At 29.2% G+C, this 26,278-nt stretch carries 27 protein-coding genes and 2 tRNA genes; 20 read left to right on the top strand and 9 right to left on the bottom strand.

Annotated features, from left to right (window positions below; genetic code table 11):
* Positions 1-45: 45 nt before the first annotated feature.
* Together ACTTBM_RS04240 and ACTTBM_RS04235 are read right to left on the bottom strand one after the other, a co-directional pair.
* Positions 46-121 (bottom strand) — tRNA-Asn (locus ACTTBM_RS04240).
* Between the two features lie 50 nt (positions 122-171).
* Positions 172-245 (bottom strand) — tRNA-Cys (locus tag ACTTBM_RS04235).
* A 122-nt stretch (positions 246-367) separates the two neighbouring features.
* On the opposite strand from ACTTBM_RS04235, the gene ACTTBM_RS04230 reads away from it, so the two are divergent.
* The 10 genes from ACTTBM_RS04230 to phoB all read left to right on the top strand — a co-directional run bounded on the left by ACTTBM_RS04230 (position 368) and on the right by phoB (position 13,110).
* Positions 368-2,995, top strand: coding sequence for a valine--tRNA ligase (locus ACTTBM_RS04230; RefSeq protein WP_440634849.1), 2,628 nt, complete (start codon positions 368-370; stop codon positions 2,993-2,995).
* Positions 2,995-4,713, top strand: coding sequence for a dihydroxy-acid dehydratase (gene ilvD, locus ACTTBM_RS04225; RefSeq protein WP_440618459.1), 1,719 nt, complete (start codon positions 2,995-2,997; stop codon positions 4,711-4,713). The genes ACTTBM_RS04230 and ilvD overlap by 1 nt, the downstream gene beginning before the upstream one ends.
* Positions 4,713-5,918, top strand: a complete 1,206-nt coding sequence (locus ACTTBM_RS04220; protein ID WP_440634848.1) for a sugar phosphate nucleotidyltransferase — start codon at positions 4,713-4,715, stop codon at positions 5,916-5,918. The genes ilvD and ACTTBM_RS04220 overlap by 1 nt, the downstream gene beginning before the upstream one ends.
* Positions 5,918-7,075, top strand: a complete 1,158-nt coding sequence (locus tag ACTTBM_RS04215) for an ATP-binding protein (protein ID WP_440634847.1) — start codon at positions 5,918-5,920, stop codon at positions 7,073-7,075. Before ACTTBM_RS04220 ends, ACTTBM_RS04215 begins: the two co-directional genes overlap by 1 nt.
* Positions 7,076-7,181: 106 nt before the next feature.
* Positions 7,182-8,201: a substrate-binding domain-containing protein gene (locus ACTTBM_RS04210; protein WP_440634846.1), complete on the top strand. Its 1,020-nt coding sequence runs from the start codon at positions 7,182-7,184 to the stop codon at positions 8,199-8,201.
* A gap of 110 nt (positions 8,202-8,311) precedes the next feature.
* Entirely contained in the window at positions 8,312-9,715 is a 1,404-nt protein-coding gene (pstC, locus tag ACTTBM_RS04205; RefSeq protein WP_440634845.1) for a phosphate ABC transporter permease subunit PstC, read from the top strand.
* Positions 9,708-10,970, top strand: a complete 1,263-nt coding sequence (gene pstA, locus ACTTBM_RS04200) for a phosphate ABC transporter permease PstA (RefSeq protein WP_262589243.1) — start codon at positions 9,708-9,710, stop codon at positions 10,968-10,970. Before pstC ends, pstA begins: the two co-directional genes overlap by 8 nt.
* Positions 10,970-11,731, top strand: coding sequence for a phosphate ABC transporter ATP-binding protein PstB (pstB, locus tag ACTTBM_RS04195; protein WP_316963572.1), 762 nt, complete (start codon positions 10,970-10,972; stop codon positions 11,729-11,731). The genes pstA and pstB overlap by 1 nt, the downstream gene beginning before the upstream one ends.
* 3 nt (positions 11,732-11,734) lie before the next feature.
* Entirely contained in the window at positions 11,735-12,427 is a 693-nt protein-coding gene (phoU, locus tag ACTTBM_RS04190; protein ID WP_262589241.1) for a phosphate signaling complex protein PhoU, read from the top strand.
* Between the two features lie 2 nt (positions 12,428-12,429).
* Positions 12,430-13,110 carry a phosphate regulon transcriptional regulator PhoB gene (phoB, locus tag ACTTBM_RS04185; RefSeq protein ID WP_440634844.1) on the top strand — a complete coding sequence of 227 codons (681 nt, stop codon included), beginning with the start codon at positions 12,430-12,432 and terminating at the stop codon, positions 13,108-13,110.
* Here phoB and ACTTBM_RS04180 read toward each other — a convergent pair.
* The 5 genes from ACTTBM_RS04180 to ACTTBM_RS04160 form a co-directional block, all read right to left on the bottom strand.
* Positions 13,099-13,755, bottom strand: a complete 657-nt coding sequence (locus ACTTBM_RS04180) for an MIP/aquaporin family protein (protein ID WP_440634843.1) — start codon at positions 13,753-13,755, stop codon at positions 13,099-13,101. The genes phoB and ACTTBM_RS04180 overlap by 12 nt on opposite strands.
* Positions 13,745-14,176, bottom strand: coding sequence for an arsenate reductase ArsC (locus tag ACTTBM_RS04175; protein ID WP_440634842.1), 432 nt, complete (start codon positions 14,174-14,176; stop codon positions 13,745-13,747). Before ACTTBM_RS04175 ends, ACTTBM_RS04180 begins: the two co-directional genes overlap by 11 nt.
* Positions 14,176-14,400 (bottom strand): DUF6552 family protein, encoded by a 225-nt coding sequence (locus tag ACTTBM_RS04170; RefSeq protein ID WP_440634841.1) that lies wholly within the window; start codon positions 14,398-14,400, stop codon positions 14,176-14,178. The genes ACTTBM_RS04175 and ACTTBM_RS04170 overlap by 1 nt, the downstream gene beginning before the upstream one ends.
* 56 nt (positions 14,401-14,456) lie before the next feature.
* The gene (locus ACTTBM_RS04165) at positions 14,457-15,338 is read right to left on the bottom strand and encodes a phytanoyl-CoA dioxygenase family protein (RefSeq protein ID WP_262589237.1); all 882 of its coding nucleotides are present in this window, start codon (positions 15,336-15,338) and stop codon (positions 14,457-14,459) included.
* A gap of 132 nt (positions 15,339-15,470) precedes the next feature.
* On the bottom strand, positions 15,471-16,577 hold the full coding sequence (locus tag ACTTBM_RS04160) for a zinc ABC transporter substrate-binding protein (RefSeq protein ID WP_440634840.1): 1,107 nt from the start codon (positions 16,575-16,577) through the stop codon (positions 15,471-15,473).
* A gap of 71 nt (positions 16,578-16,648) precedes the next feature.
* Between ACTTBM_RS04160 and ACTTBM_RS04155 the strand changes: the two genes are divergently transcribed.
* From ACTTBM_RS04155 to ACTTBM_RS04140, 4 genes are read left to right on the top strand one after another with little or no spacing between them, the layout of a single operon-like run.
* Positions 16,649-17,395, top strand: a complete 747-nt coding sequence (locus ACTTBM_RS04155; RefSeq protein WP_440634839.1) for an ATP-binding cassette domain-containing protein — start codon at positions 16,649-16,651, stop codon at positions 17,393-17,395.
* A 1-nt stretch (position 17,396) separates the two neighbouring features.
* Entirely contained in the window at positions 17,397-18,200 is an 804-nt protein-coding gene (locus ACTTBM_RS04150) for a metal ABC transporter permease (protein ID WP_440634838.1), read from the top strand.
* A 24-nt stretch (positions 18,201-18,224) separates the two neighbouring features.
* Complete coding sequence (locus tag ACTTBM_RS04145) at positions 18,225-18,623, top strand: Fur family transcriptional regulator (protein ID WP_440634837.1); 399 nt, start codon at positions 18,225-18,227, stop codon at positions 18,621-18,623.
* A complete protein-coding gene (locus ACTTBM_RS04140; protein WP_440634836.1) occupies positions 18,623-19,621 on the top strand; it encodes an Ldh family oxidoreductase in 999 nt (332 codons plus the stop codon). The genes ACTTBM_RS04145 and ACTTBM_RS04140 overlap by 1 nt, the downstream gene beginning before the upstream one ends.
* Here ACTTBM_RS04140 and xth read toward each other — a convergent pair.
* Together xth and ACTTBM_RS04130 are read right to left on the bottom strand one after the other, a co-directional pair.
* A complete protein-coding gene (gene xth / locus ACTTBM_RS04135) occupies positions 19,613-20,389 on the bottom strand; it encodes an exodeoxyribonuclease III (protein WP_440634835.1) in 777 nt (258 codons plus the stop codon). The genes ACTTBM_RS04140 and xth overlap by 9 nt on opposite strands.
* Positions 20,389-20,706 carry a HesB/IscA family protein gene (locus tag ACTTBM_RS04130; RefSeq protein WP_440614393.1) on the bottom strand — a complete coding sequence of 106 codons (318 nt, stop codon included), beginning with the start codon at positions 20,704-20,706 and terminating at the stop codon, positions 20,389-20,391. Before ACTTBM_RS04130 ends, xth begins: the two co-directional genes overlap by 1 nt.
* 50 nt (positions 20,707-20,756) lie before the next feature.
* Between ACTTBM_RS04130 and ACTTBM_RS04125 the strand changes: the two genes are divergently transcribed.
* From ACTTBM_RS04125 to scpB, 6 genes are read left to right on the top strand one after another with little or no spacing between them, the layout of a single operon-like run.
* Positions 20,757-21,875 (top strand): deoxyguanosinetriphosphate triphosphohydrolase, encoded by a 1,119-nt coding sequence (locus ACTTBM_RS04125; protein ID WP_440634834.1) that lies wholly within the window; start codon positions 20,757-20,759, stop codon positions 21,873-21,875.
* A complete protein-coding gene (argS, locus tag ACTTBM_RS04120; protein WP_440634833.1) occupies positions 21,872-23,605 on the top strand; it encodes an arginine--tRNA ligase in 1,734 nt (577 codons plus the stop codon). The genes ACTTBM_RS04125 and argS overlap by 4 nt, the downstream gene beginning before the upstream one ends.
* A complete protein-coding gene (locus tag ACTTBM_RS04115; RefSeq protein WP_440634832.1) occupies positions 23,605-23,868 on the top strand; it encodes a hypothetical protein in 264 nt (87 codons plus the stop codon). The genes argS and ACTTBM_RS04115 overlap by 1 nt, the downstream gene beginning before the upstream one ends.
* Positions 23,858-24,808, top strand: a complete 951-nt coding sequence (locus ACTTBM_RS04110; RefSeq protein WP_440634831.1) for a glycoside hydrolase family 3 N-terminal domain-containing protein — start codon at positions 23,858-23,860, stop codon at positions 24,806-24,808. The genes ACTTBM_RS04115 and ACTTBM_RS04110 overlap by 11 nt, the downstream gene beginning before the upstream one ends.
* A 9-nt stretch (positions 24,809-24,817) precedes the next feature.
* Positions 24,818-25,561 carry a segregation and condensation protein A gene (locus ACTTBM_RS04105; RefSeq protein WP_440634830.1) on the top strand — a complete coding sequence of 248 codons (744 nt, stop codon included), beginning with the start codon at positions 24,818-24,820 and terminating at the stop codon, positions 25,559-25,561.
* Complete coding sequence (gene scpB / locus ACTTBM_RS04100) at positions 25,554-26,255, top strand: SMC-Scp complex subunit ScpB (protein WP_440634829.1); 702 nt, start codon at positions 25,554-25,556, stop codon at positions 26,253-26,255. The genes ACTTBM_RS04105 and scpB overlap by 8 nt, the downstream gene beginning before the upstream one ends.
* Positions 26,256-26,278 lie beyond the last annotated feature (23 nt).

Here is a 26,278-nt window from a genome sequence, read left to right as displayed (position 1 = left end):
CTTTGGTTATTTGTGTATTATTAAATATTTCTAGATTGTTTTTTTTGGCTCCTCGGGCAGGACTCGAACCTGCGACCAATTGATTAACAGTCAACTGCTCTACCAACTGAGCTACCGAGGAATGTAAAAATCACAACTTACTTTTTTTTAAAACTAAAACAAGATTTTTTTTGGAGGCAACGCCCGGAATCGAACCGGGATACAAGGATTTGCAATCCTCTGCGTAACCATTCCGCCACGTTGCCTTCTTGTTTTAGACGAATAGCATCAGGCCTTTTTATATTAAATTTTTTATATTAGTCTATTAAATAACGATCCAAATTGATTATTGTTAAATAAGATTATTAAATTATAAACTTTAAAATCAATGAGTAACGATAAATATATCCATTCTGAAGTTGAAAATAAGATTTATTCATATTGGGAAAAAAACGAATTATTTAAACCAAAAGAAAATTCTAAAAAATTTTCAATAGTAATTCCTCCACCAAATGTAACTGGAAGTCTTCATATGGGACATGCTTTAAATAATTCTATTCAGGATTTATTAGTTCGTTATCACCGAATGAATAATTATGAAACTTTATGGCAACCAGGAACTGACCATGCTGGTATTGCAACACAAGCTTTAGTAGAGAAAAAACTCACTTCTGAAAAGATAGATAAGAATGATATAGGTAGAGATAAGTTTATTGAAAAGGTTTGGGAATGGAAAGAGCAATATGGTGACATAATAATTAATCAATTAAAAAAACTTGGTTGTTCTTGTGACTGGTCAAGAAATGCATTCACAATGGATGAAAACTTATCTAAATCAGTTATTAAGGTTTTTGTAGAACTTTATAATAAAGGTTTAATTTACAAGGATAAGAAATTAGTAAACTGGGACACTGTTCTTAAGACAGCTATTTCAGATTTAGAGGTAGATCAAAGAGAAGTAAATTCAAAAATTTACTACATTAAATATCCTATAGATGGAACCAGTGAATTTATAACTATAGCAACCACAAGACCTGAAACAATGCTAGGTGACACTGCTATAGCTGTTAATCCAAGAGATGAGAAGTTTAAATCATTCGTTGGTAAAACAGTAACTATTCCAATTGTTCTTAGAAAAATAAAAATTATAGAAGATGATTATGCTGATCCTGAACAGGGTACAGGTGCATTAAAAATAACTCCTGCACATGACTTTAATGATTATGATGTTGGCCAAAGAAATAATCTTGAAATCATAAATATTTTTACTGAAGAAGGTAAGATAAATGAAAATGCTCCTGAGAGTTATATAGGTCTTGATAGATTTGAAGCTAGAAAAAGAATTTTAAAAGAACTTAAAGAAAAAGAATTTTTTGTAAAAGAGGAAAATATTAAAAATAAAGTTCCATATGGAGATAGATCTAATTCTATAATTGAACCTTTTCTTACAGAGCAATGGTTTGCTGATGCTGGCAAATTATCTGTAAAAGCAAAAGAAGTTGTGAATTCAAAAAAAACAAATTTCTTTCCTGAAAATTGGTCAAAAACATATTTTCAATGGATGAATAATATTGAGCCTTGGTGTATTTCTAGACAGTTATGGTGGGGACACCAAATACCAGCATGGTACGGACCCGATAATAAAATTTTTGTTGCTATAAATGAGGAAGAAGCAAAATCACAAGCAAAAGAATTTTATAAAAAAGAAGTAGAACTAAATAGAGATCCTGATGTGCTGGATACTTGGTTTTCTTCTGGTTTATGGCCTTTTGCAACTTTAGGGTGGCCAGAAGATGATGATTATTTAAAGAAATTTTATCCAACTTCAGTATTAGTAACTGGTTTTGATATTATCTTTTTCTGGGTTGCTAGAATGATAATGTTTGGAACAGAGTTTTTAGATAAAGAACCGTTTAAAGATATATATGTTCACGCACTTGTAAGGGATGAAAAAGGACAGAAAATGTCTAAATCAAAAGGAAACGTAATTGACCCTTTAGATTTAATAGAAAAATACAGTGCTGATGCATTGAGATTTACCTTACTTTCAATGGCTTCACCAGGAACAGATGTAAAATTGTCAGAAGATAGAGTTAAAGGTTATAGAAATTTTCTAAATAAATTGTGGAATGCTAATAACTTTTTAATAACAAACGAATGTGATTTTAAAGATATTGATGATTTACCTAATTTAAACGTAAATATTAATAAGTGGATATATTCAGAGCTAATAGAGGCAAAGAATAAAATTCAAAAAAATCTTGAGGATTATAGATTTGATGAAGCTGCAAAAAACGCTTATCAGTTTGCTTGGCACTCATATTGTGATTGGTATCTGGAGTTATCCAAAACTATTCTGTTTTCAGATGATAATGATGCAAAAGCAGAGGTTAAAAAAGTATCATCTTATGTATTCAAACAAATATTAATCTTACTTCATCCATTTATTCCGTTTGTAACAGAGGAAATATGGCTCAAAGACCAATTTGATAAAAATGGTAGCGATTATTTAATGCATAAAAATTGGATAACAGGAGAAGTTAATAAAGATAATAGCACTGAGCAGGTAGAAAACATCATCAATATAATTTCAGAGCTTAGATCCTTTAAAAATGAGCTAAATGTTAGCCCAGGTTCATTTATTGATGTTTCAGTTAAAGGTATTAATGACAATCAAAAAGAATTTATTAATAAGAATGAAGTTATCTTAAAAAAACTTGGAAGAATAAACAGTATACTTGATGATGATTTAGAAAAACCTGCTGCAACAATGGTTGTTTCAGGTGACTTATTCAAAATTTATTTTGATAAAGATGTAGATTTAAAATTAATCAAAGAAAACTTAACAAATAAACAAAGTAGATTAGAACAAGAAATGAATAAAATATCTCAAAGATTAGAGAATAAAAGTTTTGTAGACCGTGCTCCAAAAGAGATTGTTGAACAAGAAAAAACTAATTATAATAATTTAAAGAATGATATTGAAAAAATATCAGTAACAATAAAGGGTATATAATGGCAAAATTTAATAAAAAGAAACTTCCAAGTAGACATACATCATTAGGGCCAGATAGAGCACCGCATAGATCTTTTTACTATGCAATGGGTGAAACTGAAAAAGATGTAGCAAAGCCCTTTGTTGGAGTAGTTTCAACTTGGAATGAAGCAGCACCTTGCAACATTGCTTTAATGAGACAAGCACAATCTGTAAAAAAAGGTGTTAGAGCAAATGGTGGAACACCAAGAGAATTTTGTACAATCACTGTTACAGATGGAATTGCTATGGGTCATGAAGGAATGAAATCTTCCTTAATTTCAAGAGAAGTTATCGCAGACTCTGCTGAACTTACTGTTAGAGGACATTGTTATGATGCATTAGTTGGTATTGCTGGTTGTGATAAATCTTTACCAGGTTTAATGATGTCAATGGTTAGACTTAATGTGCCAAGTGTATTTATTTATGGTGGATCTATTCTTCCAGGAACTTACAAAGGAAAAGATGTAACAGTAGTAGATGTATTTGAAGCAGTTGGAAAACACTCATCAGGTCAAATGTCTGCAGCAGAACTTAGAAAATTAGAATTAGTTGCTTGTCCAAGTGCAGGTGCTTGTGGTGGTCAGTTTACCGCTAACACAATGGCATGTGTATCAGAAGCAATTGGTTTAGCATTACCTTATTCAGCAGGAACGCCTGCTCCTTATGAGGAAAGAGATAAATATGCAAAAGAAAGTGGTAAAATGGTTATGAACCTTTTACAGAAAAAAATTAAACCAAGAGATATTGTGACAAGAAAAGCCTTAGAAAATGCTGCAACAATTGTTGCTGCAACTGGTGGATCTACAAATGCAGGTCTTCATTTACCAGCTATCGCTAATGAAGCAGGAATTAAATTTGATTTAATGGATGTTGCTAAAATATTTAAAAGAACACCTTATCTTGCTGATTTAAAACCTGGGGGGAAATACGTTGCAAAAGATATGTGGTTAGCAGGTGGTGTACCAATGTTACTAAAAACATTATACGAAGGTGGATATATTCATGGAGACTGTATGACTGTTACAGGCAAAACCATGAAAGAAAATTTAAAAAATATTAAATTCAATCCTAAACAAAAAGTAATGAGATCTTACAAAGATCCATTATCACCAACAGGTGGTGTAGTTGGCTTAAAAGGAAACTTAGCTCCAGAAGGAGCAATTGTTAAAGTTGCAGGACTTAAAAAATTACAATTTACAGGAAAAGCAAGATGCTTTGATAATGAAGAAAGCGCTATGAAAGCCGTTCAAAGCAGAAAGTATAATGATGGGGATGTAATTATTATTAGATACGAAGGACCAGTTGGAGGTCCAGGTATGAGAGAAATGTTATCTACAACTGGTGCAATTTACGGTCAGGGAAAAGGGGAGAAAGTAGCCCTTATTACTGATGGAAGGTTCTCTGGTGCTACAAGAGGCTTTTGTGTTGGTCACGTGGGCCCTGAGGCCGCTCTAGGGGGTCCTATAGGACTATTAAAGAACGGAGATATCATTGATATTGATGCCAAAAAAGGAACTATCAATGTAAGACTTTCTAAAAAAGAATTAGCCTCAAGAAGAAGAAAATGGAAAGCTAAAAAATCTGACTTTGGATCGGGAACTTTATGGAAATATGCTCAAACAGTTGGACCAGCATACTTAGGTGCTCCAACTCATCCAGGTAAGAAAAAGGAAGTTAAAGACTACTCAGAGATTTAATGAAAATAAGACCAGTTATTTTATGTGGTGGTGCTGGTACTCGTCTTTGGCCAAATTCTAAAAATCATCAAGCAAAACAATTTATTGATTTTGGTGATTGGACTTTACTTGGAAAAACCTTAGAGAGAACAAAAGCATCCATTTATGATGCACCAATTATAAGTACAAACAAAAAATATCTAAGTAAAGTTAAACAACATTTAAGAAAAAATAAAATCAATAAATACAAAATTGTTGTTGAGCCAGCTAAAAGAAATACGGCTCCAGCTATCTTAAGCACAGCTTTAATAAAAGATATTCCTGATAATCAGCCATTAATGTTTTTTACAGCTGATCATTTGATTGAGAAAATGAATATATTTAATAAGGCCATCAATAAAAATAAATCTAATCTTAATGAAAATAATATTTTTGTATTTGGTATTAAACCAAAATCTCCAACAAGTGATTATGGTTATTTCTTAACTAAAAAAATTAAAGGTAACATTAATAAAGTAACTAGATTTATTGAAAAACCTAAAGAAGCAAAAGCAAAAGAAATCATTCGAAAAAGTGGATATTGGAACTCAGGAATGTTTTATCTTAGAAAAGATTCAATCATCAATAACTTTAAAAAATATAACCCAACTATATATAGAAATTGTGTAACAGCAGTTAATAAGGCAAAATATAAATCAAATACTTATCATTTATTTAAAGCCTCATTTATAAAAGCAACCGCTAAATCTTTTGATTATGCAATCCTTGAAAAAACAAAGCAAATTAATGCAATTAAATTAGATATACCTTGGTCAGATCTTGGAAGTTGGAAAGAGATTTTAAAAATGTATGACAAAAATAAAAACAAATATATTAAGAAGAAAAATGTTTATTACAGACCATGGGGTAGATACACAAACCTATTCGAAGGCAAAGAATTTTTAATTAAAGAACTTTATGTAAAACCAAAAGGCATTTTAAGTTTACAAAAACATCATCATAGAGCTGAACATTGGTTAGTAACACAAGGAAATGCTAAAATAACTTTAAATAAAGAGACAATTATTAAAAAACCTGGTGAACATATATTTATACCTTTAGAGGCTATTCACAGAGTTCAAAACTCTGGGAAAAAACCAGTTAAAATTATGGAAGCCCAAGTAGGATCAATATTAAAAGAAACTGATATTGTTAGATATCAAGATGTTTATGGCAGAGTAAAGTAGTGGACTTGTTAACAATAATTTTATTAATAATAATTGGATTATTAACTTTCTTTCTCTTAAAAAAAGAAAGAGTGTTTGGAATTAATACTGAAGAAAACTCTGAAAAAGAAACAGTTAAAATTGTTGAAAGCAAAGATTACAGAAATAATTTGTATGATTTACTAAATTATATTCCAGAAGCAGTAATCATATTAGATAAAAGTAAAAAAATTATTTTTAGCAACAATTCCTCAAATAAACTTTTTCAAATAAAGCTAAATGAAAATATTAGTGGCTTTTTACGTAATCCAGATCTTCTAAATTCTATTGATAAAGCTTTTCAAGGCACAAATGTTACAGATTTAGAAATTGAAATCAGAAATCAAGCAACTCAAAGATTAAATATAACTGCTTATTTAGATCACAATAACATTTTTTTTGATGAACAATCATGCGTGCTGCTAATGAGAGATTTAACTGAGTTTCACAAATTTCAACAATTGAAATCTGATTTTGTTGCTAATGTTTCTCATGAACTTAGAACACCATTACAGTCAATTAAAATGGGCCTTGAGACCTTTGATGACAATTCAGAATTAAAAAAAAATTCAGAAATAAATAATTTGCTACCAGTAATGATATCTCAATCAGAAAGAATGGAAAATTTGATTAGAGATTTATTGTCATTATCAAAAATTGAACTGCAAGAGCACATAAGGCCAACTCATGAGATAGATTTAATAGAATTGTTAGATTATGTAATTAAAACATACGAAAAAATAATTAGTAAAAATAATATTAAAATTAAATTTAATAAAATTGAAAATTTTAAAATAATTGGTGACAGAGATAAATTAATTGAAATTTTTACAAACCTTATTGATAACTCAATTAAATATAGTGACAAAAATAAAGAAATTACAATTTCAGCAAAAAAAGATGGTGAACTTAATATTGTTTCAATAGCAGATCAGGGAATAGGTATACCAAAAGAATCTTTGCATAGAATCACAGAGAGATTTTTTACAGTTGATCCTAGCAAAAGTCGTAGTGTTGGAGGAACTGGGCTTGGTTTAGCTATTGTTAAACATTTAGTTTCACAACATAGAGCTGAAATGGATATTAATAGTGTAGAAAATCAAGGAACAACAATAGATATCAAATTCAAATCACTATAATACAACTAAAAAGTTAGTGGTTGTAACAAAAGTTTAACCTTCCTTTAATAAATTATTTAAGAATCAAATCTATTTAGTTCTCATTATGAATCTAAAAAGGAGAATTATGAAAAAAGTAATAAGTGTAATATTTGGATTTCTTTTAGTACTTAGTTTTACAACAACTAGTTACTCAAGAGATCAAATCAAAATTGTAGGATCTTCGACTGTATATCCTTACGCAACAGTGGTTGCAGAAAAATTCGGTAAAAGTGGGAAGTTTAAAACCCCTGTAATCGAAAGTACAGGTACTGGTGGTGGAATGAAATTGTTCTGTGCTGGTGTAGGTGTTAACCACCCAGATGTAACAAATGCATCAAGAGCAATTAAACCAAAAGAAAAAGCATTATGTGAAAAAAATGGTGTATCTGAAATTATTGAAATTGTAGTAGGTAATGATGGTATTTCTTTCGCTCATGCAGTAAGTGCACCAGATGCTAATTTTTCAAAAGAACAATTATGGAGAGCATTAGCAGCTAAAGTTGATGTTGATGGTAAACTTGTTGAAAATCCTTATAAAAAATGGAGTGATATTGATGCAAGTCTTCCTAACAAAAAAATTGAAATTTTAATTGCACCCCCAACTTCAGGAACGAGAGATGCTTGGAATTCATTAGTGATGGGTAAAGGTTGCTCTAAAACAGCAAAATCTTTATTTGGTGATAAAGCTAAAAAAGAATGTGCAAAAATGAGAGAAGATGGTTATGCAGTTGAGGCTGGTGAAAATGACACTCTTATTGTACAAAAATTAACATCAAACCCTGATGCTTATGGTTTCTTTGGTTACAGTTACCTTGTGGCAAATAAAGATAAGGTAAAAGCAGCTTCTATTGAAGGTGTACAACCATCTCTGGAAGGTATTCAAGATTACTCATACCCAATTGCAAGACCATTATTCTTTTACGTTAAAAAAGCACATATTGGTGTTGTTCCTGGTATTGAGGAATACTTAAAAGAGTTTACTTCTAAAAAAGCTATGGGTAACAGAGGATACTTGGGAAAAATTGGATTAGTTCCTTTAGCATCTGACAAGTACAAAGTTACTCGAACTGCAGCATTAGATTTAAACACAATAAGTATTAATTAATTAAAATCTTATTTTCAAAAAAAGGCCAGTTTATCTGGCCTTTTTTTTATTCAATCTAGAATTTAATTTGTAACAAAACTGTAACATTTAGAAGATAAACATCATTTCGAATGAACTTCGTCTTAATATTCTTAATATTAATATTTTCATTATCTTTATTTTTTTACGGTAAATCAAAAACTAAAAGTATCTCAATAAACAAAAATATTAAATTAAACGCACTTCCAAAATTTTATGGATACTACCTGGTATTATGGTGTTCGATACCTTCTTTAGTGTTCTTGGTTATCTGGACATTATTCGAACCAGTAATTATTAAATCAATAATTATTGAAACTGCTGCAAATAAGGGAGCTATTTTTAATGATAAGAATGAAGCAAATTTAGTTTATGAAAAAATTAAAGCTATTTATGCTGGTACTTTTTTTGGAGATATAGATATTATTTTAAAAGAAAGTGCAATTTCATATGCAAAATTTATTAATATTTTTACTAATTCAAAAATAGTATTAATTTTTACTATTGTCATTGCTTCAGTAATTTATTCGTTAAAAAAAATTAAAAATAACAATAAAGCAAGAGATGATGTTGAAAAAATTTTAAAAGGATTATTATTTGCTTCATCTCTAATTGCAATTTTAACCACTTTAGGAATAATTTTTTCACTTTTATTTGAAAGTATAAAGTTTTTCTCAGTGATAAACATTTTCGATTATTTATTTGGGACTAATTGGAGTCCTCAGAGAGCTTTTGTTAGTGATGCCTCTGCAATCACAGCAGCTGAATACGAAGAGCTTAAAGATGCATTTGGATTTATTCCATTGATTGCAGGAACCTCATTTATTGCTTTAATTGCCATGTTAGTTGCAGTTCCAATTGGGTTATTTTCTGGAATTTATATGGCAGAATACGCTTCACTAAAAATAAGGAGAATATCAAAACCTATAATTGAAATCTTAGCTGGTATTCCAACAGTTGTTTATGGATTTTTTGCAGCCCTAACAGTTGGTCCTTTTTTTAGACAAATTGGTGAAAATTTAGGATTAACCGTATCATCTGAAAGTGCTCTCGCAGCGGGATTAATAATGGGTATTATGATTATTCCTTACGTTTCATCGTTGTCTGATGATGTTATTAATTCGGTGCCACAATCTTTAAGAGATGGTTCTTATGCAATAGGTGCAACAAAGTCAGAAACGATAAAAAAAGTTGTTATACCCGCTGCATTGCCAGGTATCATTGGCTCAGTTTTACTTGCAGTATCAAGAGCAATTGGTGAAACAATGATTGTTGTTATGGCAGCTGGTCTTGCAGCAAATCTAACTATTAATCCATTAGAATCCACAACAACTATAACCACTCAGATTGTAATGATTTTAGTTGGTGACCAAGAGTTTGATAGTCCAAAAACTCAATCTGCTTTTGCTTTAGGATTAACTTTGTTCATAGCAACCCTTGTTCTTAATTATATAGCACAAAGAGCTGTTAAAAAATATCGAGAGAAATATGACTAAAGAACAAAGATTAAAAAAAAGACATAATGCTGAAAAAAGATTTAGATTTTATGGTCTAGCATCAATTTTTGTAGCATTGTTGTTTGTTATTATTTTGGTTCACAATATTTTTTCAAAAGGAAGTTCTGCATTCATGAAAACTGCAATAAATGTTGAAGTTTTTTTTGATCAAGAACTTTTAGAAATTCAAAATGGAGCTACAGAGAATGAGATTTTAGATGCTGATTTTTATGATGTTACTATTGAGAGTTTGTTAAAAGTTTATCCTGCTAAGGATTTAGATCAAGAAAATCAATTGATTGACTTATTCACAACAGATGCTGAGATTGAAATTAAAAGAGCTTTTTTAGAAAATAATAATTTAATTGGAAAAACATTCAATGTAGAGATTACAGCATCAGATGATATTGATCAGTTACATAAAGGAAATTATCCAAGAGATTTACCAGAAGACAGAAGAAGAATATCTGATTTCCAATTAGTTATTTATGATACGTTAGTTGAAAATAAAAAAATTATTAAGAATTTTAATAATTATTTTTTTAAAAATGGAGATTCTCGTGATCCTGAACTTGCTGGTATTGGTGGTGCTTTAGTTGGATCTTTTTACAGTATAATTATCTGTTTATTATTAGCTTTTCCTGTTGCAGTGTTAGCTTCAATTTATTTAGAGGAATTTGCTCCCAAAAATAAGATTACTGATTTTATAGAAATTAATATCAATAATTTAGCTGCTGTTCCCTCAATAGTTTATGGTTTATTAGCTTTACAAATATTATTAGCCACAATCCAATTGCCAAGATCCACACCATTAGTTGCTGGAATAACTTTAGCTTTAATGACATTGCCTAGAATTATTATTCCATGCAGAGCATCCTTAAAAGCTGTTCCACCATCTATTAGAGAAGGAGCTTTAGCCGTAGGTGCTTCTAAATTTCAATCCGTATTTCATCATGTTGTTCCTTTAGCGTTGCCAGGAACTTTGTCAGGAACAATTATAGGATTAGCACAAGCTTTAGGAGAAACAGCTCCATTAATTTTAATTGGTATGGTTGCATTTGTAGTTGATATCCCCTCTACACCAATAGATCCTTCAGCCTCTCTGCCTGTCCAAGTTTATTTGTGGTCTGAGTCTGCTGAAAGGGGATTTGTAGAGAAAACATCTGCTACTATCATGATGTTATTAAGTTTTTTAATTGTAATGAATTTCTTAGCGGTATATTTAAGACAGAAATTCGAGAAAAGATGGAATTAATGAACGAAGTAAAAATTAAATCAACTAACTTAAATGTTTATTACGGTGAGAAGCAAGCGTTGTTTGATGTTAATTTAGATTTAAATGAAAAAGAGGTTACAGCTTTAATTGGTCCATCTGGTTGTGGAAAATCTACTTTTATTCGATGTCTGAATAGAATGAACGATGTAATTGATATCTGTAAAGTTACTGGAAATATTGAAATTGATGGTATTGAAATTAATGACAAAAATTTAGATGTAGTATCTTTAAGGGAGAGAGTAGGAATGGTCTTTCAAAAACCAAATCCATTTCCTAAAAGTATTTATGACAACATTTCATATGGTCCAAAAATTCATGGCAAGGGTGAAACCAAAAGTGAGTTAGATGAAATTGTTGAGAGTAGCTTAAAAAAAGCTGCTTTGTGGGAAGAAGTAAAGGATAGACTTGACGAACCAGGTACAGGACTTTCTGGGGGTCAACAACAACGACTTTGTATAGCAAGAGCAATCTCTGTAAATCCTGAAGTTATATTAATGGACGAACCTTGTTCAGCATTAGATCCTATAGCAACAGCAAAAATTGAAGAATTAATCGATGAACTTAAAAAAACATATACAATTGTGATTGTAACACACTCAATGGCCCAAGCAGTTAGAGTTTCACAAAAAACAGGCTTTTTCCATCTAGGTAAGTTAATTGAGGTAGGTAAAACAGAGAAAATTTTTAAAAATCCTGACAATAAAATGACACAAGACTATATTACAGGTAGATTTGGATAAATTATGAGTAATGAGCACACAGTAAAATCATACGAAGAAGAATTAAGATACTTAATTGATTCAGTAATTAAAATGGGAAGTTTAACCGAGTCTCAAATGGTTGACTCTATGGATGCTGTAATCAAAGTTGATAAAGACTCAATTGATAAAATTATTAAAAGTGATGAAGAAATAAATAAATTCAGATCCAAAATAGATACTCAGATTATGACATTACTAGTCAAAAGAGCACCTATGGCTATTGATTTAAGAGAAACAATCAGTTCTTTAAAAATATCTCAAGACTTGGAAAGAATAGGTGATCTATCTAAAAGTAACGCAAAAAAAGTCAAACCATTACCATTAGATTTACCTGAGGAGTTATTGGGAAATTTAAAGAGATTAGGAGATTTAGTAATTAAACAATTAAATGATGTACTAGATAGTTATGTAAATAAAAATTATGACAAAGCTAAAGAGGTATGGGAAAAAGATGAACAAGTTGATGATTTGACCTATATAGCAATGGAAAGTGTTATTGATTTTCTCTCAAAAGATAAAAAGAATTTAGATTTTTCAACTCATTTGATTTTTGCAACAAAAAATCTTGAAAGAGCTGGAGATCATATAACTAATATAGCAGAAACAATTTGTTTTTTAATTAAAGGTGAATACTTAAAAGGTAGCAGACCTAAAGGAAAAGTTATTCAACAATAAAAATGAATGGTAAGATATTTATTATTGAAGACGAACCTTCAATAATTCAATTAGTTCAACATAATCTAGAAAAAAACGGTTTTATTGTATCATCATCATTAAATGGCAATGATGGTTTAAAAGAATTAAAAAAATTTCAACCTGATCTACTATTATTAGATTGGATGTTACCTGATCTTTCAGGGGTAGAAATCTGTAAAAGTATAAGAAAAGATAATATTTTTAAAAGTTTACCAGTGATTATGCTAACCGCTAAAGGTGAAGAGGAAGACAAAATAAAAGGTCTAGATAGTGGTGTAGACGACTATTTAACCAAACCATTCAGCTTTAATGAATTAATGGCAAGAATGAAGGCTGTGTTAAGACGATCTAATCCAAATATAGTATCTGACAGTTTAGAGTATGAAGATCTAACCTTAGATAGAATTGAAAAAAGAGTGTTTAGAGATCAACAAGAAATTAAGCTTGGACCAACAGAATTTAGATTGTTGGAATTTTTTTTAACTAATCCTAAGAGAGTTTATTCAAGAGATCAAATTTTAGAAAATGTTTGGCCAAATAATGTGAATGTTGAAAGCAGAACTATTGATGTCCATATCAGAAGATTAAGACAATCTGTTAATTTAAAAAATAAAAAAGAATTAATTAGAACTGTAAGATCTTCTGGTTATTCACTTATTTAAAAAAACTTTTTTTACTAGATAAACAGCTATTATCATTCCAATCAATTCAGCCATTATATAAAATGGTGTATTTAAATAATTTATACCGGTAAATGATTCTGTAAAAGTTCTAGCTATTGCAACTGCAGGATTTGCAAATGATGTTGATGAAGTAAACCAGTAACCAGCTGTAATATATAAACCAACTGAAGCAGCTACAGAAATTTTACCTGATTTCATTGAACCAAAAATTATCATTATAAGACCTAAAGTAGCTACTATTTCTGATACAAATATATAAACGCCATCTCTTGATTTTGTCGATAGCTCAAATATTTGATGTTCAAAAAAGAAGTTAGCTAAAGCAACCCCCAACATACACCCTAAGATTTGAGCAGAAATATAAAAGGGAAGTAATCTTTTTTTTAATTTTCCAGTAAATGTCATTGCAATACTAACAAATGGATTAAAATGAGCACCAGATACATCAGCAAATACTGTAATTAATACAAATAAACCGGCACCTGTTGCTATAGTATTGGCTATTAGCATTACAGCTATATCGTTAGTCAGATTTTCTGCCATTAAGCCTGATCCAACTATGATCATTACTAGAAAACAACTTCCAATAAATTCTGAAAGAAAATATCTATTTTTATTTTCCATTTACCCAATCTTTAATTTTACTACTAATAATATTAAATGTGCTTCTAATAATTATTTGTTTTTCTTCATTATTTGCATTTTGAAGTTTAGATACAGGATCTTCTATATCCCAATGTGTTATTTGTTCCTTTTGAGGCCAGATAGGGCACATCTCATTATTTGCGTTATTGCATACGGTAAATACGTGGTCCATTTTTATTTCATTATTTATAAATTCTTCAAAGTTTTTAGAACTATAATTGCTTAGATCGTAATTTTTGTTTTTCTCTAAAAAATTTTTTACATCTTCATTGATTTTTCCAGAAGGATTACTTCCAGCACTAAAAGCTTTAAATTTGTTTGAGTATTCGTAATTTACAATACTCTCAGCTATAATACTTCTTGCAGAATTACCAGTGCATACAAATAATATATTTTTCATTAAAAAATAATTTTATAAATACCAATTACAAATAGTGGAATTTGTAATCCAAAATTAGTTAAGATAGCCTTATCCTTTAATAAAAACCCTGAAATTGTCCATCCAACAACACCAATTCCATGAAAATATATATTCAGTGGATAAATATTAAGATTTGTAAGTAAAATACCAGTTAATACTAAAAATGTACTTATCCATTTAAGATATTTTTTTAAAAATAACATTCAAAATTTATATGAATGTTATGTTAAAGATTTATTACAAAGAACTTTAATGTAATTTAATTTTTTTGGAGTTCATAGATTGAAACGTAGTGTTTCTTTTTAGGTAGTGGGATTATTGTTGGAACTTTAGTTAATCTTGGTTTTATTGATTTATTCCCTACAATAATATTTTTATCATAATTTTCTAAATTGACTTCAGGATGAGGGTTTCCATCATTGATTAATGGCCAAGCATCACAAGCTCTATAACCAAATAAAATTAAGGGTCTTGAGTTATTCATAAGATTATGTCCAGACCCATGAACTGATCTACAATGAAAAAAAACAACTGTTCCAGCAGCTCCAGTTATAGAAACACTATCTTTAGTTCCTATTTTATTTTTTTTAGTATCTATTTTTCCAACAAAATAATTATCTTTGCTGTGGTGGCTGTATAATTTCTTTTTGTGTGAATTTTTTATTATTTTAAGAGGCCCATTTTTCTCATAGCAATCATCTAAATATATACCAACTGTGATTAAATCATCGTTAGTATGAGGGTAAAAAGCCCAATCTTGGTGCCATCCAATTTCACTTCCTTTTTTCTTATTTGGAAGTTTAAAGTTTAATTTACCAAGATGAAATCTAACTGTTCCACCTAACAATTTTTTAGCTATGGATATAATCTTTTTATCTCTAGATAATTCATAGAAGATTTTATGCCTATTCTGAGGGTTATTTAGTCTTAATATTTCTTTATTCCTTGATGAGTCTGAATTGTAAACAAAATGGTAATTATTATAGGATTGAGTTCCATTTGCACCATTACCATTTTTTTTCTTTTTCTCTTTTGAAATTACTTCATTAACAATTTTATTTATTTTGTTTATCTTTGTTTGAGAAATTAAATTTTCTTTAACAAGAAAGCCATTTTTTTTAAATAAATTTAAATCCTTCATAAAATCAAATTATAAAGAAAATAAATCCTCTTAGAAAAAATTACAATGCTTATTGTATTATAAAAATATCAGTGAATGTTATATTTTAATCCGAGAATTTAAAAAAATTCCCAGATTAAACCTAATTTTTAATTAACAACCTTTGAAAGATGCAGACATATTTCTAATTAAATTGAAATATAGATCTTTACCTGGATCTAATGTTGCACCTAGAGGATCCAGAACACCAGTTTTAATCTTCATATCTTTTGCAACTGCATTGATAATATCAGGATTAAATTGAGGCTCTGAGAACACACAAGCTACTTTATCATGCTCGATAATTTCTCTAATTTCAGCTAATTGTTCTGCTCCAGGCATTACATCTGTATTAACAGTAAATGCACCTAATACTTTAATGTTAAATCTTTCCTCAAAATATTGATAAGCATCATGAAATACAATTGAAGAAACACTGTTACTTAAGTCTGTCATTACGTCAATTGTAAGTTTATCGATTTCTTGTAAAGCTTTAGCTAAATTACTTTTGTATTTAGCTTCATTTTTTGAATCATTTTCAATTAAATGTTCTGCCATTTCATTTAACATAGCTTTTGCATTAATTGGATCCAACCAAATGTGTGGATCAAATTCACCATGAGCATGTCCATCATGATCATTATGTCCGTGGTCTTCATGATCGTCTTCCTTTTTACCATGATCGTCGTGATCGTGGTCATGATCATCTTCTTTTTTACCGTGGTCATCATCATGTCCGTGATCGTCATGATCGTCTTCCTTTTTACCATGATCGTCGTGATCGTGGTCATGATCATCTTCTTTTTTACCGTGGTCATCATCATGTCCGTGATTGTCATGATCATGTTCGTCAAAAATATTTCTTTCTCTAAATTTTAATACTTGCAAACCTTTAGCTTCCATTAATTCAATTTTTTCTGCTTTCTTTGCAATTGAACTCAATGGTTTTTCTAAAAAACTCTCTAAATCTTCACCTACCCAGAATATTAGGTCAGCATTTTGAAGCATTTTTGCATGTGAAGGTTTCATTGCAAATCCGTGTGGAGATGCATATCCATCAACTATTAAATCAGGTTTAGCAATACCATCCATTAAGTAACTGGCTAATGAATGAATTGGTTTAATAGAAGCAACTACTTTTATTTCAGCGTTTGCTGGTGTAAAGAATGTTAGAATTGATAATATTGAGAATATTAGTGGTATTTTTTTAATATTTTTCATAATAAGTAATTTAATTGGTTGTTATAATATAACGTTATGTAATAATATAACATATACAAGTCAAGCAATATATGAGCTCAGAAAATAGTACATTAGTAAAATTAAATAATGCTGGTTTTAAACAAAATGATAAATGGTTAGTGGAAGGTGTTTCATTAACTGTTGAAAAAGGTAAAATCGTTACCCTCATTGGTCCTAATGGCTCAGGAAAAAGTACTACCGCAAAAATTGCATTAGGAATTTACAAAAATATAGAAGGAAGTGTTGAGAAATATACAAATAAAGTCGGATATGTTCCTCAAAAAATATCTATTGATTGGACTTTACCGTTAAGAGTTTACGATTTTATGCTTCTAACAGAAAATATTAAAGAGGAGGCAATTGATGAGGCGCTTACGTTAACAGGTGTTATTCATCTTAAGAATAAAAATTTAGGAAATTTGTCTGGTGGTGAATTTCAAAGAGTTTTAATCGCAAGAGCTATTTCAAAAAAACCAGAACTATTGGTTCTTGATGAACCAGTCCAAGGAGTTGATTACACTGGTGAGATTGCTTTGTATGAATTAATAAAAAGAATTTCTGATTCTCTAAACTGTGGAATTTTATTAATTTCTCACGATTTACATACAGTCATGACTGCAACTGATCATGTAGTTTGTTTAAATGGTCACGTTTGTTGTTCAGGTACACCAATGGATGTTGCTAAAAACAATGAATATAAAACCTTATTTGGTGAACAAGCGTCACAAATTCTTTCTGTATATGAACATAAACATGATCATGTTCATTCAGATAAAGGTGAAATAAAGAAAAACTAATATGTTTGATGATTTTTTTATAAGAGCTTTAATTGCAGGTCTAGGTATAGCTTTAGTAACTGGACCTCTTGGTTGTTTTGTTGTTTGGAGAAGATTGTCATATTTCGGTGATACATTAGCTCACTCAGCTCTATTAGGTGTAACTTTAGCTTATTCATTTGAATTAAACATTGCTCTTTCAGTATTTATTATATCATCTTTAATTGCATTGATTTTAATTCAGTTACAAAAGAAAACTAATTTACCAGGTGATGCTTTGCTTGGTCTATTAGCTCACTCATCGTTAGCAGTAGGACTAGTAGTAATTGGTTTTTTAACCTTTATCCGTTTTGATATTATGGGACTTTTATTTGGCGATATATTAGCAGTAACAACTGATGATTTGTTAATTATATGGACTGGTGGAGCAGTTATTTTATTAGTTCTTAAACTGATTTGGAAACCGTTGTTTGCATCTACAGTAAATTATGAGTTAGCAGAAGCAGAGGGGCTAAACCCTGATAGAGCAAAAGCTATTTTTACAATCCTTATGGCTGCTGTAATAGCTATATCAATTAAGATGGTAGGGTTATTACTAATTACAGGGATGTTGATTATACCAGCTGCTATGGCAAGAAATATTTCTGATAGTCCTCAGAAGATGGTGTTTTTTTCAATAATTGGAGGATTGTTGTCGGTATTGTTAGGCCTATTTTCATCGCTAGAATTTAATACGTCTTCTGGGCCATCAATAATCATGGCCGCTTTAGTATTATTTATATTGTCTTTACTTAATATTAAACAATCGATTAAATTGAAAAACTAAAAACTTATTGATAAGAATTTGAAGATGCAAAAAGAACATAATCTTTCAAAAAATCAAAAAATTATTTTTGACTTAATTGATAAATCAGGTGAGCCCATGAAAGCTTATTCAATTCTTTTTAACGTTCAAAAAAAAGGAATTAAAGCACCACTACAAGTTTATAGAGCTTTAGATAAACTAGTTGAAATTGGAAAAATTCATAAGATCGAAAGCAGAAATGCTTTTATAGCCTGTCAAAATTCTAGCTGTCAGATCTCCAAAGCGACAGCTTTTTCAATTTGTGAAAGTTGTGAAAATGTATCTGAAATAAGTAATTCAAAACTTTCAAAATATTTATCTAATTTTTCAGATGAGTCCGGTATGAAATATAGTAAATATAATTTAGAATTTTTTGGTTTGTGCAAAAAATGTAAATCAAAATAATGAGCACTGTTCCATTAACATTAGATGAAATATTTGAATTAGCCAAAAAAACGCTTTTGGCAAATGGTTGTGATGATGAGACAGCTTCAATTTTATCAGATTTAATCAGAAATGCTGAAAGAGATGGTTCTGTATCACACGGCCTATTTAGATTACCAGCATACGTCACCGGTCTTAAAAGTGGAAAGATAAATGGCAAAGGGAAACCTCAAGTAAAAAAAATATCTCCATCAGTAATTAAAGTTGAAGGAAATAATTGTTTAGCACCAGTTGTTTTAAACAAAGGTTTACCTGAATTAGCTAAAGCTGCAAAAGAAAATGGTGTTGCCGTATTAGCAATAAACAATTCACATCATATGGCTGCTATGTGGCCTGAAACAGAAAAGTTAGCTGAAGATGGTTTAGTTGCTTTTGCATGTACGTCTTACAAGCCTGCTGTTGCACCAGCAGGAGCAATAAAACCATTATTTGGAACGAACCCAATTTCATTTGCTTGGCCAAGAACTGGAAAAACTCCAGTTGTTTATGATATGGCAACTGCATCGATGGCAATGGGGGAAGTTCAAGTTGCTAAAAGAGAAGGGCATAAAGTTCCACTTGGAACTGGTTTGACTAAAGATGGAAAAGAAACAACTGATCCAGGTGAAATTGCTGATGGTGGAGTATTATTACCGTTCGGTGGTTACAAAGGTTCTGCAATTGCAATGATGGTTGAATTATTAGCGGGTGCTTTAGTTGGTGATAATTTTAGTTATGAAACAGCTGCTAAAGATAATAATGATGGTGGTCCTCCAAGTGGTGGTGAATTTATATTAGCAATAAGTCCAAATAAAACTTCAGGAACTAACTGGCAAAAACATGCAGAAGAATTTTTTGAGAAGATGAAATCAATGGGCGAAGTAAGATTACCTGGTGAAAGACGTCATAAAAATAGATTGGACACTGGTCCAAGAAATATAAACGAAGAGTTAGTCAATAAAATTAAATCTTTAAGCTAAAGTAATTTCAATAGGAGTGTGGTCAGAAGGTTTTTCTCTCCCACGAGGATCTTTGTTGATGTTTATATCCTTAATTTGATCAATTAATGAATTTGAAACTAAAAAATGATCAATTCTCATGCCATTATTTTTTTGCCAGGCACCTCTCATATAATCCCAAAACGTATATCCTTCTTTTTCTTCATAAAAATATCTATAAACATCGTTAAAACCTAGATTTATCATCTCTCTAAATTTTTTTCTGACTTCCAACCTGTATAAAGCGTCATCCTCAAAACTTTTTACATTATAAACATCTTCTGCTGATGGAATTATATTAAAATCACCAGCTAAAATTAAATTTGAATTTTTTTTAGATAAAGTTTTTAGTTGTTTGATTAATTGATCAAGCCAATTTTTTTTGTAGTCATATTTTTCGGTATCAACAGGATTTCCATTTGGAGTGTATATATTAATTAATTGAATAGTTTTTTTCTTATGTTCAAATTCAGCAGAAATTATTCTTGATTGTTTTAATTTATCTTTAATTAAATCAGTTTTAATATTTTTTAATTTATTTTTAGAAATAATTGCTACACCATTGTAACTTTTTTGACCAAATACGTGGCTTTCATAATCCATTGAAGAAAAATCATCGTAAGGAAAATTGATATCCTCAGTTTTGATTTCCTGCATCATTAAAATATCTGGTTTATATTTAAATAAATAACTTTTAATATTTTCAATTCGTGCTCTTACAGAATTGACATTCCAGGATGAAATCAGCATTAAAGTGAGAAAGAAACACCACAACCACAAGAGGATTTTGTTTGTGGATTAGATATTTTAAATTGTTCACCTATTAACTCAGAAACATAATCAACCTCAGATCCTTTAAGTAAATCTGCAGAAGTTTTATCAATTAAAATATTTTGATAATTTAAATCGTCGTCTTGTTTTGATTTATCAAAAGTGAATTCGTATTGAAATCCTGAACAACCACCACCTTTAATAGCGATTCTAAAAAATGAACCTTTGTCTTTTTTTGCTAACAAAGTTTCTATTTGTTTTAACGCATTATCTGTAAATTTAATTTCTTTAATCATGTCTCAACACTGATATTACTAATATAATACTTAATTATTTTAATTAAAGGATGAAAAAAGACGCTTTGTTAGGGGTATACAAAAGTAAAGGCAGACTAATTAAGGAAGCTAACTCAAAATATCGATCTCCTTTTCAAAGAGATAGAGATCGTATTATTCATAGTGCATCATTTAGAAGGTTAAAACATAAAACCCAAGTATTTGTTAATACTGAGGGAGATCATTTTAGAACAAGGATTACTCACTCAATAGAAGTTGCTCAAATTGCAAGATCAATAGCTAAATATTTAAAATTAAATGAGGATTTAGCCGAAACTTTAAGTTTAGCACATGATTTAGGCCACACGCCGTTCGGTCATGCTGGAGAAGATGCCTTACATGAATGCATGGAGAATTATGGTGGTTTTGATCACAACCTTCAAACTTTAAGAATAGTTATGTTTTTAGAAAATAAGTATTTTAAATTTAAGGGATTAAATTTAACTATAGAAACGTTAGAAGGTCTTCTTAAACATAACGGACCAGTTGAGGATATTGGTTTAGTTAACAAGCTAATAGGGCTGAAAAACTTTAAAGGTAAAATTAAATATAATTCATTTCCCTCTCTTGAAGCTCAAATTTCAGCAATTTCAGATGATATCGCATATAACAATCACGATATTCAAGACGGAATAAAAGCTAATCTTTTTAAAATGGAGGAATTGATCGAAATAGATTTTTTTAAAAATATTCATAAAAAATATAAAAATAAAATTACTAATAAAAATTATAAAATTGCAATTTATCAAATTATAAGAGACTCAATTGATCTCATGGTTAGAGATTTATTGAGCAATACCCAAAAAAATATTCAAAAACTTAAGATAAAATCCTCAAGAGATGTAACTAAATCTAATGAGTTAATCGTTTGTTTTTCTAACCAAATTAAGAATGCAGAAAAAGAAATTAAATCTTTCTTAAGAGACAAAATGTACGACAACAAGTCAGTATTGAAAAAAAATCATAAAGGTAAATTAATAATTAAGAAATTGTTTAAAATAATTAAATCAAATCCAAGAAAATTTTTGTCCAAAGATCAATTGACTAAAGACAAATATAGAGCTATTTCAGATTTTATATCTGGTATGACTGATAGATATGCTATTAACCTTTATAACGATAATAAATGAATATTTTTGAATTATATTTAGATAAAATTAAATCTGTTATCGTTGATTTGAATAAAAATAATAAACTAGAAATTCCAGAGAATTTTAATGGTATTAATGCAGAAATACCTCCACCAAAATTTGATTGTGATATTTCAACAAATGTTGCGATGGTTTTATCAAAAATCAATAAAACTTCACCATTACAGCTCGCAGAAAAACTTGCTCCCGAGATTAAAAATAATGACAGCGAAATTGAATCAATATCTGTAGCCAAACCAGGATTTATTAATATTAAATTTAAACCATCTTATTGGTCAAATTTTATTAAAAATATTACAGATAATGCAGATAGTTTTGGAATAAATGACAAAGAGAAAAAAAATAATTATTTAGTAGAGTTTGTTTCAGCAAACCCGACAGGGCCTTTACATGTAGGACATTGTAGAGGTGCTATTCTAGGTGATGTTATCTCTAATGTTTTAATTTTTAATAAACACAAAGTTACAAAAGAATATTATGTGAATGATTATGGTAACCAAATTATAAATTTTACTAAATCAGTATATTTTAGAATTAGAGAAGTTCATTTTAAAGAAATATTTCCTGAGGATAATCCTGATTTGTATCCTGGGGATTATCTAATTGATTTTGCAAAAAATATAATTTCAAATAATTCAGATCTTAAATTTGATAATTTTGATGAAATTAGAGATAAATTAACAGTCTTATCAATAGAGCAAGCACTTCTGCTTATCAAAAACAATCTTAAAAGCTTGGGTATTAAACATGATAATTTTGTTAGTGAAAAAAATATCGTATTAAACAATGAAGTTGAAAGTGTAATAGATTTTTTAGAAAAAAATAACTTTATTTATAAAGGAAAAATCAAAGCCCCAGCTGGTGAAGATAACAAAGATTGGGTTGAAAGAGAGCAATTATTATTTAAATCAACAGAATTTGGTGACGATAAAGATCGTGCACTTCAAAAATCTGATGGCACATGGACTTATTTTGCAAGTGACGTTGCTTACCATAAAAATAAAGTTGATCGAAATTTTGATTACTTAATCAATATTCTTGGAGCAGATCATGCAGGTTATATAAAACGGATTACCTCCTCAGTTGAAGCGCTCTCAGGAAAAAAAGATACATTAATTTGTAAAATTAGTCAGTTGGTAAAATTAATTAAAGATAACAAGCCTTTCAAAATGTCTAAAAGAAAAGGGGATTACATTACGGTTGATGACTTGATTGAAGAAGTTGGAAAAGATGCAACAAGATTTATCATGCTTAACAGAAGTAGTGATGTTGAATTAGATTTTGATTTCGATGCAGTCAAAGAAAAATCTAAAGACAATCCATTATATTATGTTCAATATTGTTATGCTAGAATTTCATCTGTATTTAGACATATAGATAAAGACTTAAATTCAAAAATTGAATTAAATGATTTCAATTTTGAATATTCTAATGATGAAATTAAAATTTTAAAAAAATTATCTGAGTGGCCAAAATGTATAGATTCTGCAAGCACAAAATTAGAACCACATAGAATACCTGTTTACTTATACGATCTTGCATCGGAATTTCACTCGTATTGGAATTTAGGAAAACAATTTCCAGAAAAAAGGTTCATTAATGATCAAAAAACAGTCTCACCAGATAAATTGATATTTTTGAAAGCTATTTCTAATGTCATTAAAACAGGTATGGATATTGTTGGTGTTGATACACCCAATCAAATGTAATGCTTAAAGAAATAAAGTACTTAATATTTGTTTTAGTAATACTTTTATTTATTTTTTTTACAGGCAAATATTATTTTTCTGATGAACACAAAAAAAAATCATATAGATCTTATCAAAATATTGATGAGAAAATAAAATTATACTCAAAAAATTTACCAGTTTTAGAGAATGATACTCAAAATGTAATTGAGTATGTTAAGCAAACAAACAAAAAGAAAAAGAAAAAATTTAATTTTTGGAAATTATTAGATAATGATAAGTAAAAGAAAATCTTTTATAGTTGGTTTAAAATCAACAAAGTTATCTAAAAATGAAATTTTATTTCTAAAAAAATATAAACCTTGGGGAATTATCCTATTTACCAGAAATATTACATCTTTTGATCAAGTTAAAAAATTAACCTCTAGCATTAGAAAAATTTTTAAGGATAAGAAATATCCAATTATGATTGATCAAGAAGGAGGAAGAGTAAACAGACTAAAAAATTTAATTTCCTTTGATAATATGACATCTGAATATTTTGGAGATTTGTTTAGTAAAGATAAAAAAAAATTTGAAATCGTTTATAAGTTATTTGTAGATAAGACCTCTTATTTATTGAATTTAATTGGTGTGAATATCAATACTGTTCCAGTTTTAGACCTTAGAGTTAATGGTGCAAGCAAAGTAATTGGTGATCGATCTTATTCAAAAAATAAAAAAATTGTCTCTAAATTAGGTGATATTTGTATTGAATTATTTCAAAATAACTCAATAGGAACTGTAATTAAGCATATACCTGGTCATGGTTTAGCAAAAGTCGACAGTCATTATTCAACACCGATTATTAATAAAAAATATGGATATCTTCTTAAAAACGATTTTTGGACATTCAAAAAGAAGAAATGTTTGTTTGCAATGACAGGTCATGTTGTTTATTCAAAAATTGATAAAAATAACACTGCTACTCATTCTAAAAAAATAATTAATATTATTAGAAAAAATATAGGATTTAAGAATATTTTAATTTCAGATGATTTATCAATGAAAAGTTTAAGTGATGATTTAAAACTTAATACTACTAATTTATTCAGCGCAGGTTGCAATATAGCACTTCATTGTAATGGAAATATGAAAGAAATGAAGATAGTTGCCGAAAATTCACCTCAAGTGAATAGTTTTATTGTTAAAAAAACATCTCAATTTTATAAAATTTTAAGTTAATATCTTTTCATGTCTGCCACTGATTCTGAATTATTTAATGTAAATATAAATAATTATAATGGACCATTAGATGTACTTTTAGATTTAGCAAAAGCTCAAAAAGTTGATCTAGAAGAAATATCTATAACTAAGTTAGCAGATCAATTTCATGAGTATATTACTAATGAAAAAAACTTAAATTTAGAAATTGCTTCTGAATATCTTTTAATGGCTACGTGGTTAGCTTATTTAAAATCAAAATTACTTTTACCTGGTACTCCTGAAGAAGAATTTAAAGTACAAGAAGTTGCAGAAAAGTTAAAATTACAACTAAAAAAATTAGAATTAATTAGATTATTATCCGAACAAATGCTTAAGAGAAAAAGATTAGGCAGAGAAATAAGAACAAGAGGTATGAAAGGAAATATTAGATCAATTTATAGCACGGAATATAACTTAAGTTTATTTGAACTAATGAAAGCTTACTCAACAATAATAATGACTAAAGATTTTCAAAAAATGAACATTCCAAAACTACCTGTGTTCACAACAGAAGATGGCATCAAAACAATTAGAGAATTTTTTGGCAAACTATTTGAGTGGAAAAAATTGGATGAATTAATTCCAAGTAATTTTAAAAGTGGTTCAAAATACAAAAAAACTGGCAAAGCTGGAATATTTGCTGGATCATTAGAATTAGTTAAAGAAGGAAATTTATCAATCAAACAAGATAAATTGTTTGATGAAATATATATAAAGGAAATAAATGATTAAAAAAGCAAAAGCTTCAAAAGATAATGTTTTAAAGTTTCCATCAAAATTATCTGATTTAGATAAAGAAATAGAAGCAATTATTTTTGCTGCAGCTGAGCCTTTAGATGTAGATACAATAGAAAGTAAAGTTTCTAAAAAAGGTAATGTTCCAGAGTCTTTAGAAAAATTAAAACAAGAATATTCAAACAGGGGAATTAATTTAATTTGCATAAAAGATAAGTGGTCTTTTAGAACATCACCAAATTTATCAAGTTTGATGTCCCAAGAAAAAACTGTTGAAAAGAAACTATCTAGAGCTGCAGTAGAAACATTAGCTATAATTGTTTATCATCAACCAGTTACGAGAGCTGAGATAGAGGAGATAAGAGGAGTTGCTTTTGGTACCAATACTTTAGAGATATTAATGGAATTAAATTGGGTAAAACCAGGTGGTCGAAAAGATGTTCCAGGTAGACCAATTCAGTACATAACCACTGATGATTTTTTAAGTCATTTTAACATACAAAAATTATCTGATCTTCCAACAATTGATGAATTAGGAGCTGCTGGTTTAATTGATAGTTCAAGTGTTGATAATGCTATTTTTGGAACTGGAAAATTTTACAAAGAAAAGCAAGAAGAGAAAAAAGAGGATATTTATTCCAATATAGATGAAATGTTAAACAGCACTCTAGAACCCGAAGAGAAAGATTAATAAAAAAGTAACTTTCAAAATAA

It is taken from the genome of Candidatus Pelagibacter sp. HIMB1746, assembly GCF_052047555.1.
Taxonomy (GTDB): domain Bacteria; phylum Pseudomonadota; class Alphaproteobacteria; order Pelagibacterales; family Pelagibacteraceae; genus Pelagibacter.
This window is presented reverse-complemented; position numbering and strand designations above follow the sequence as displayed.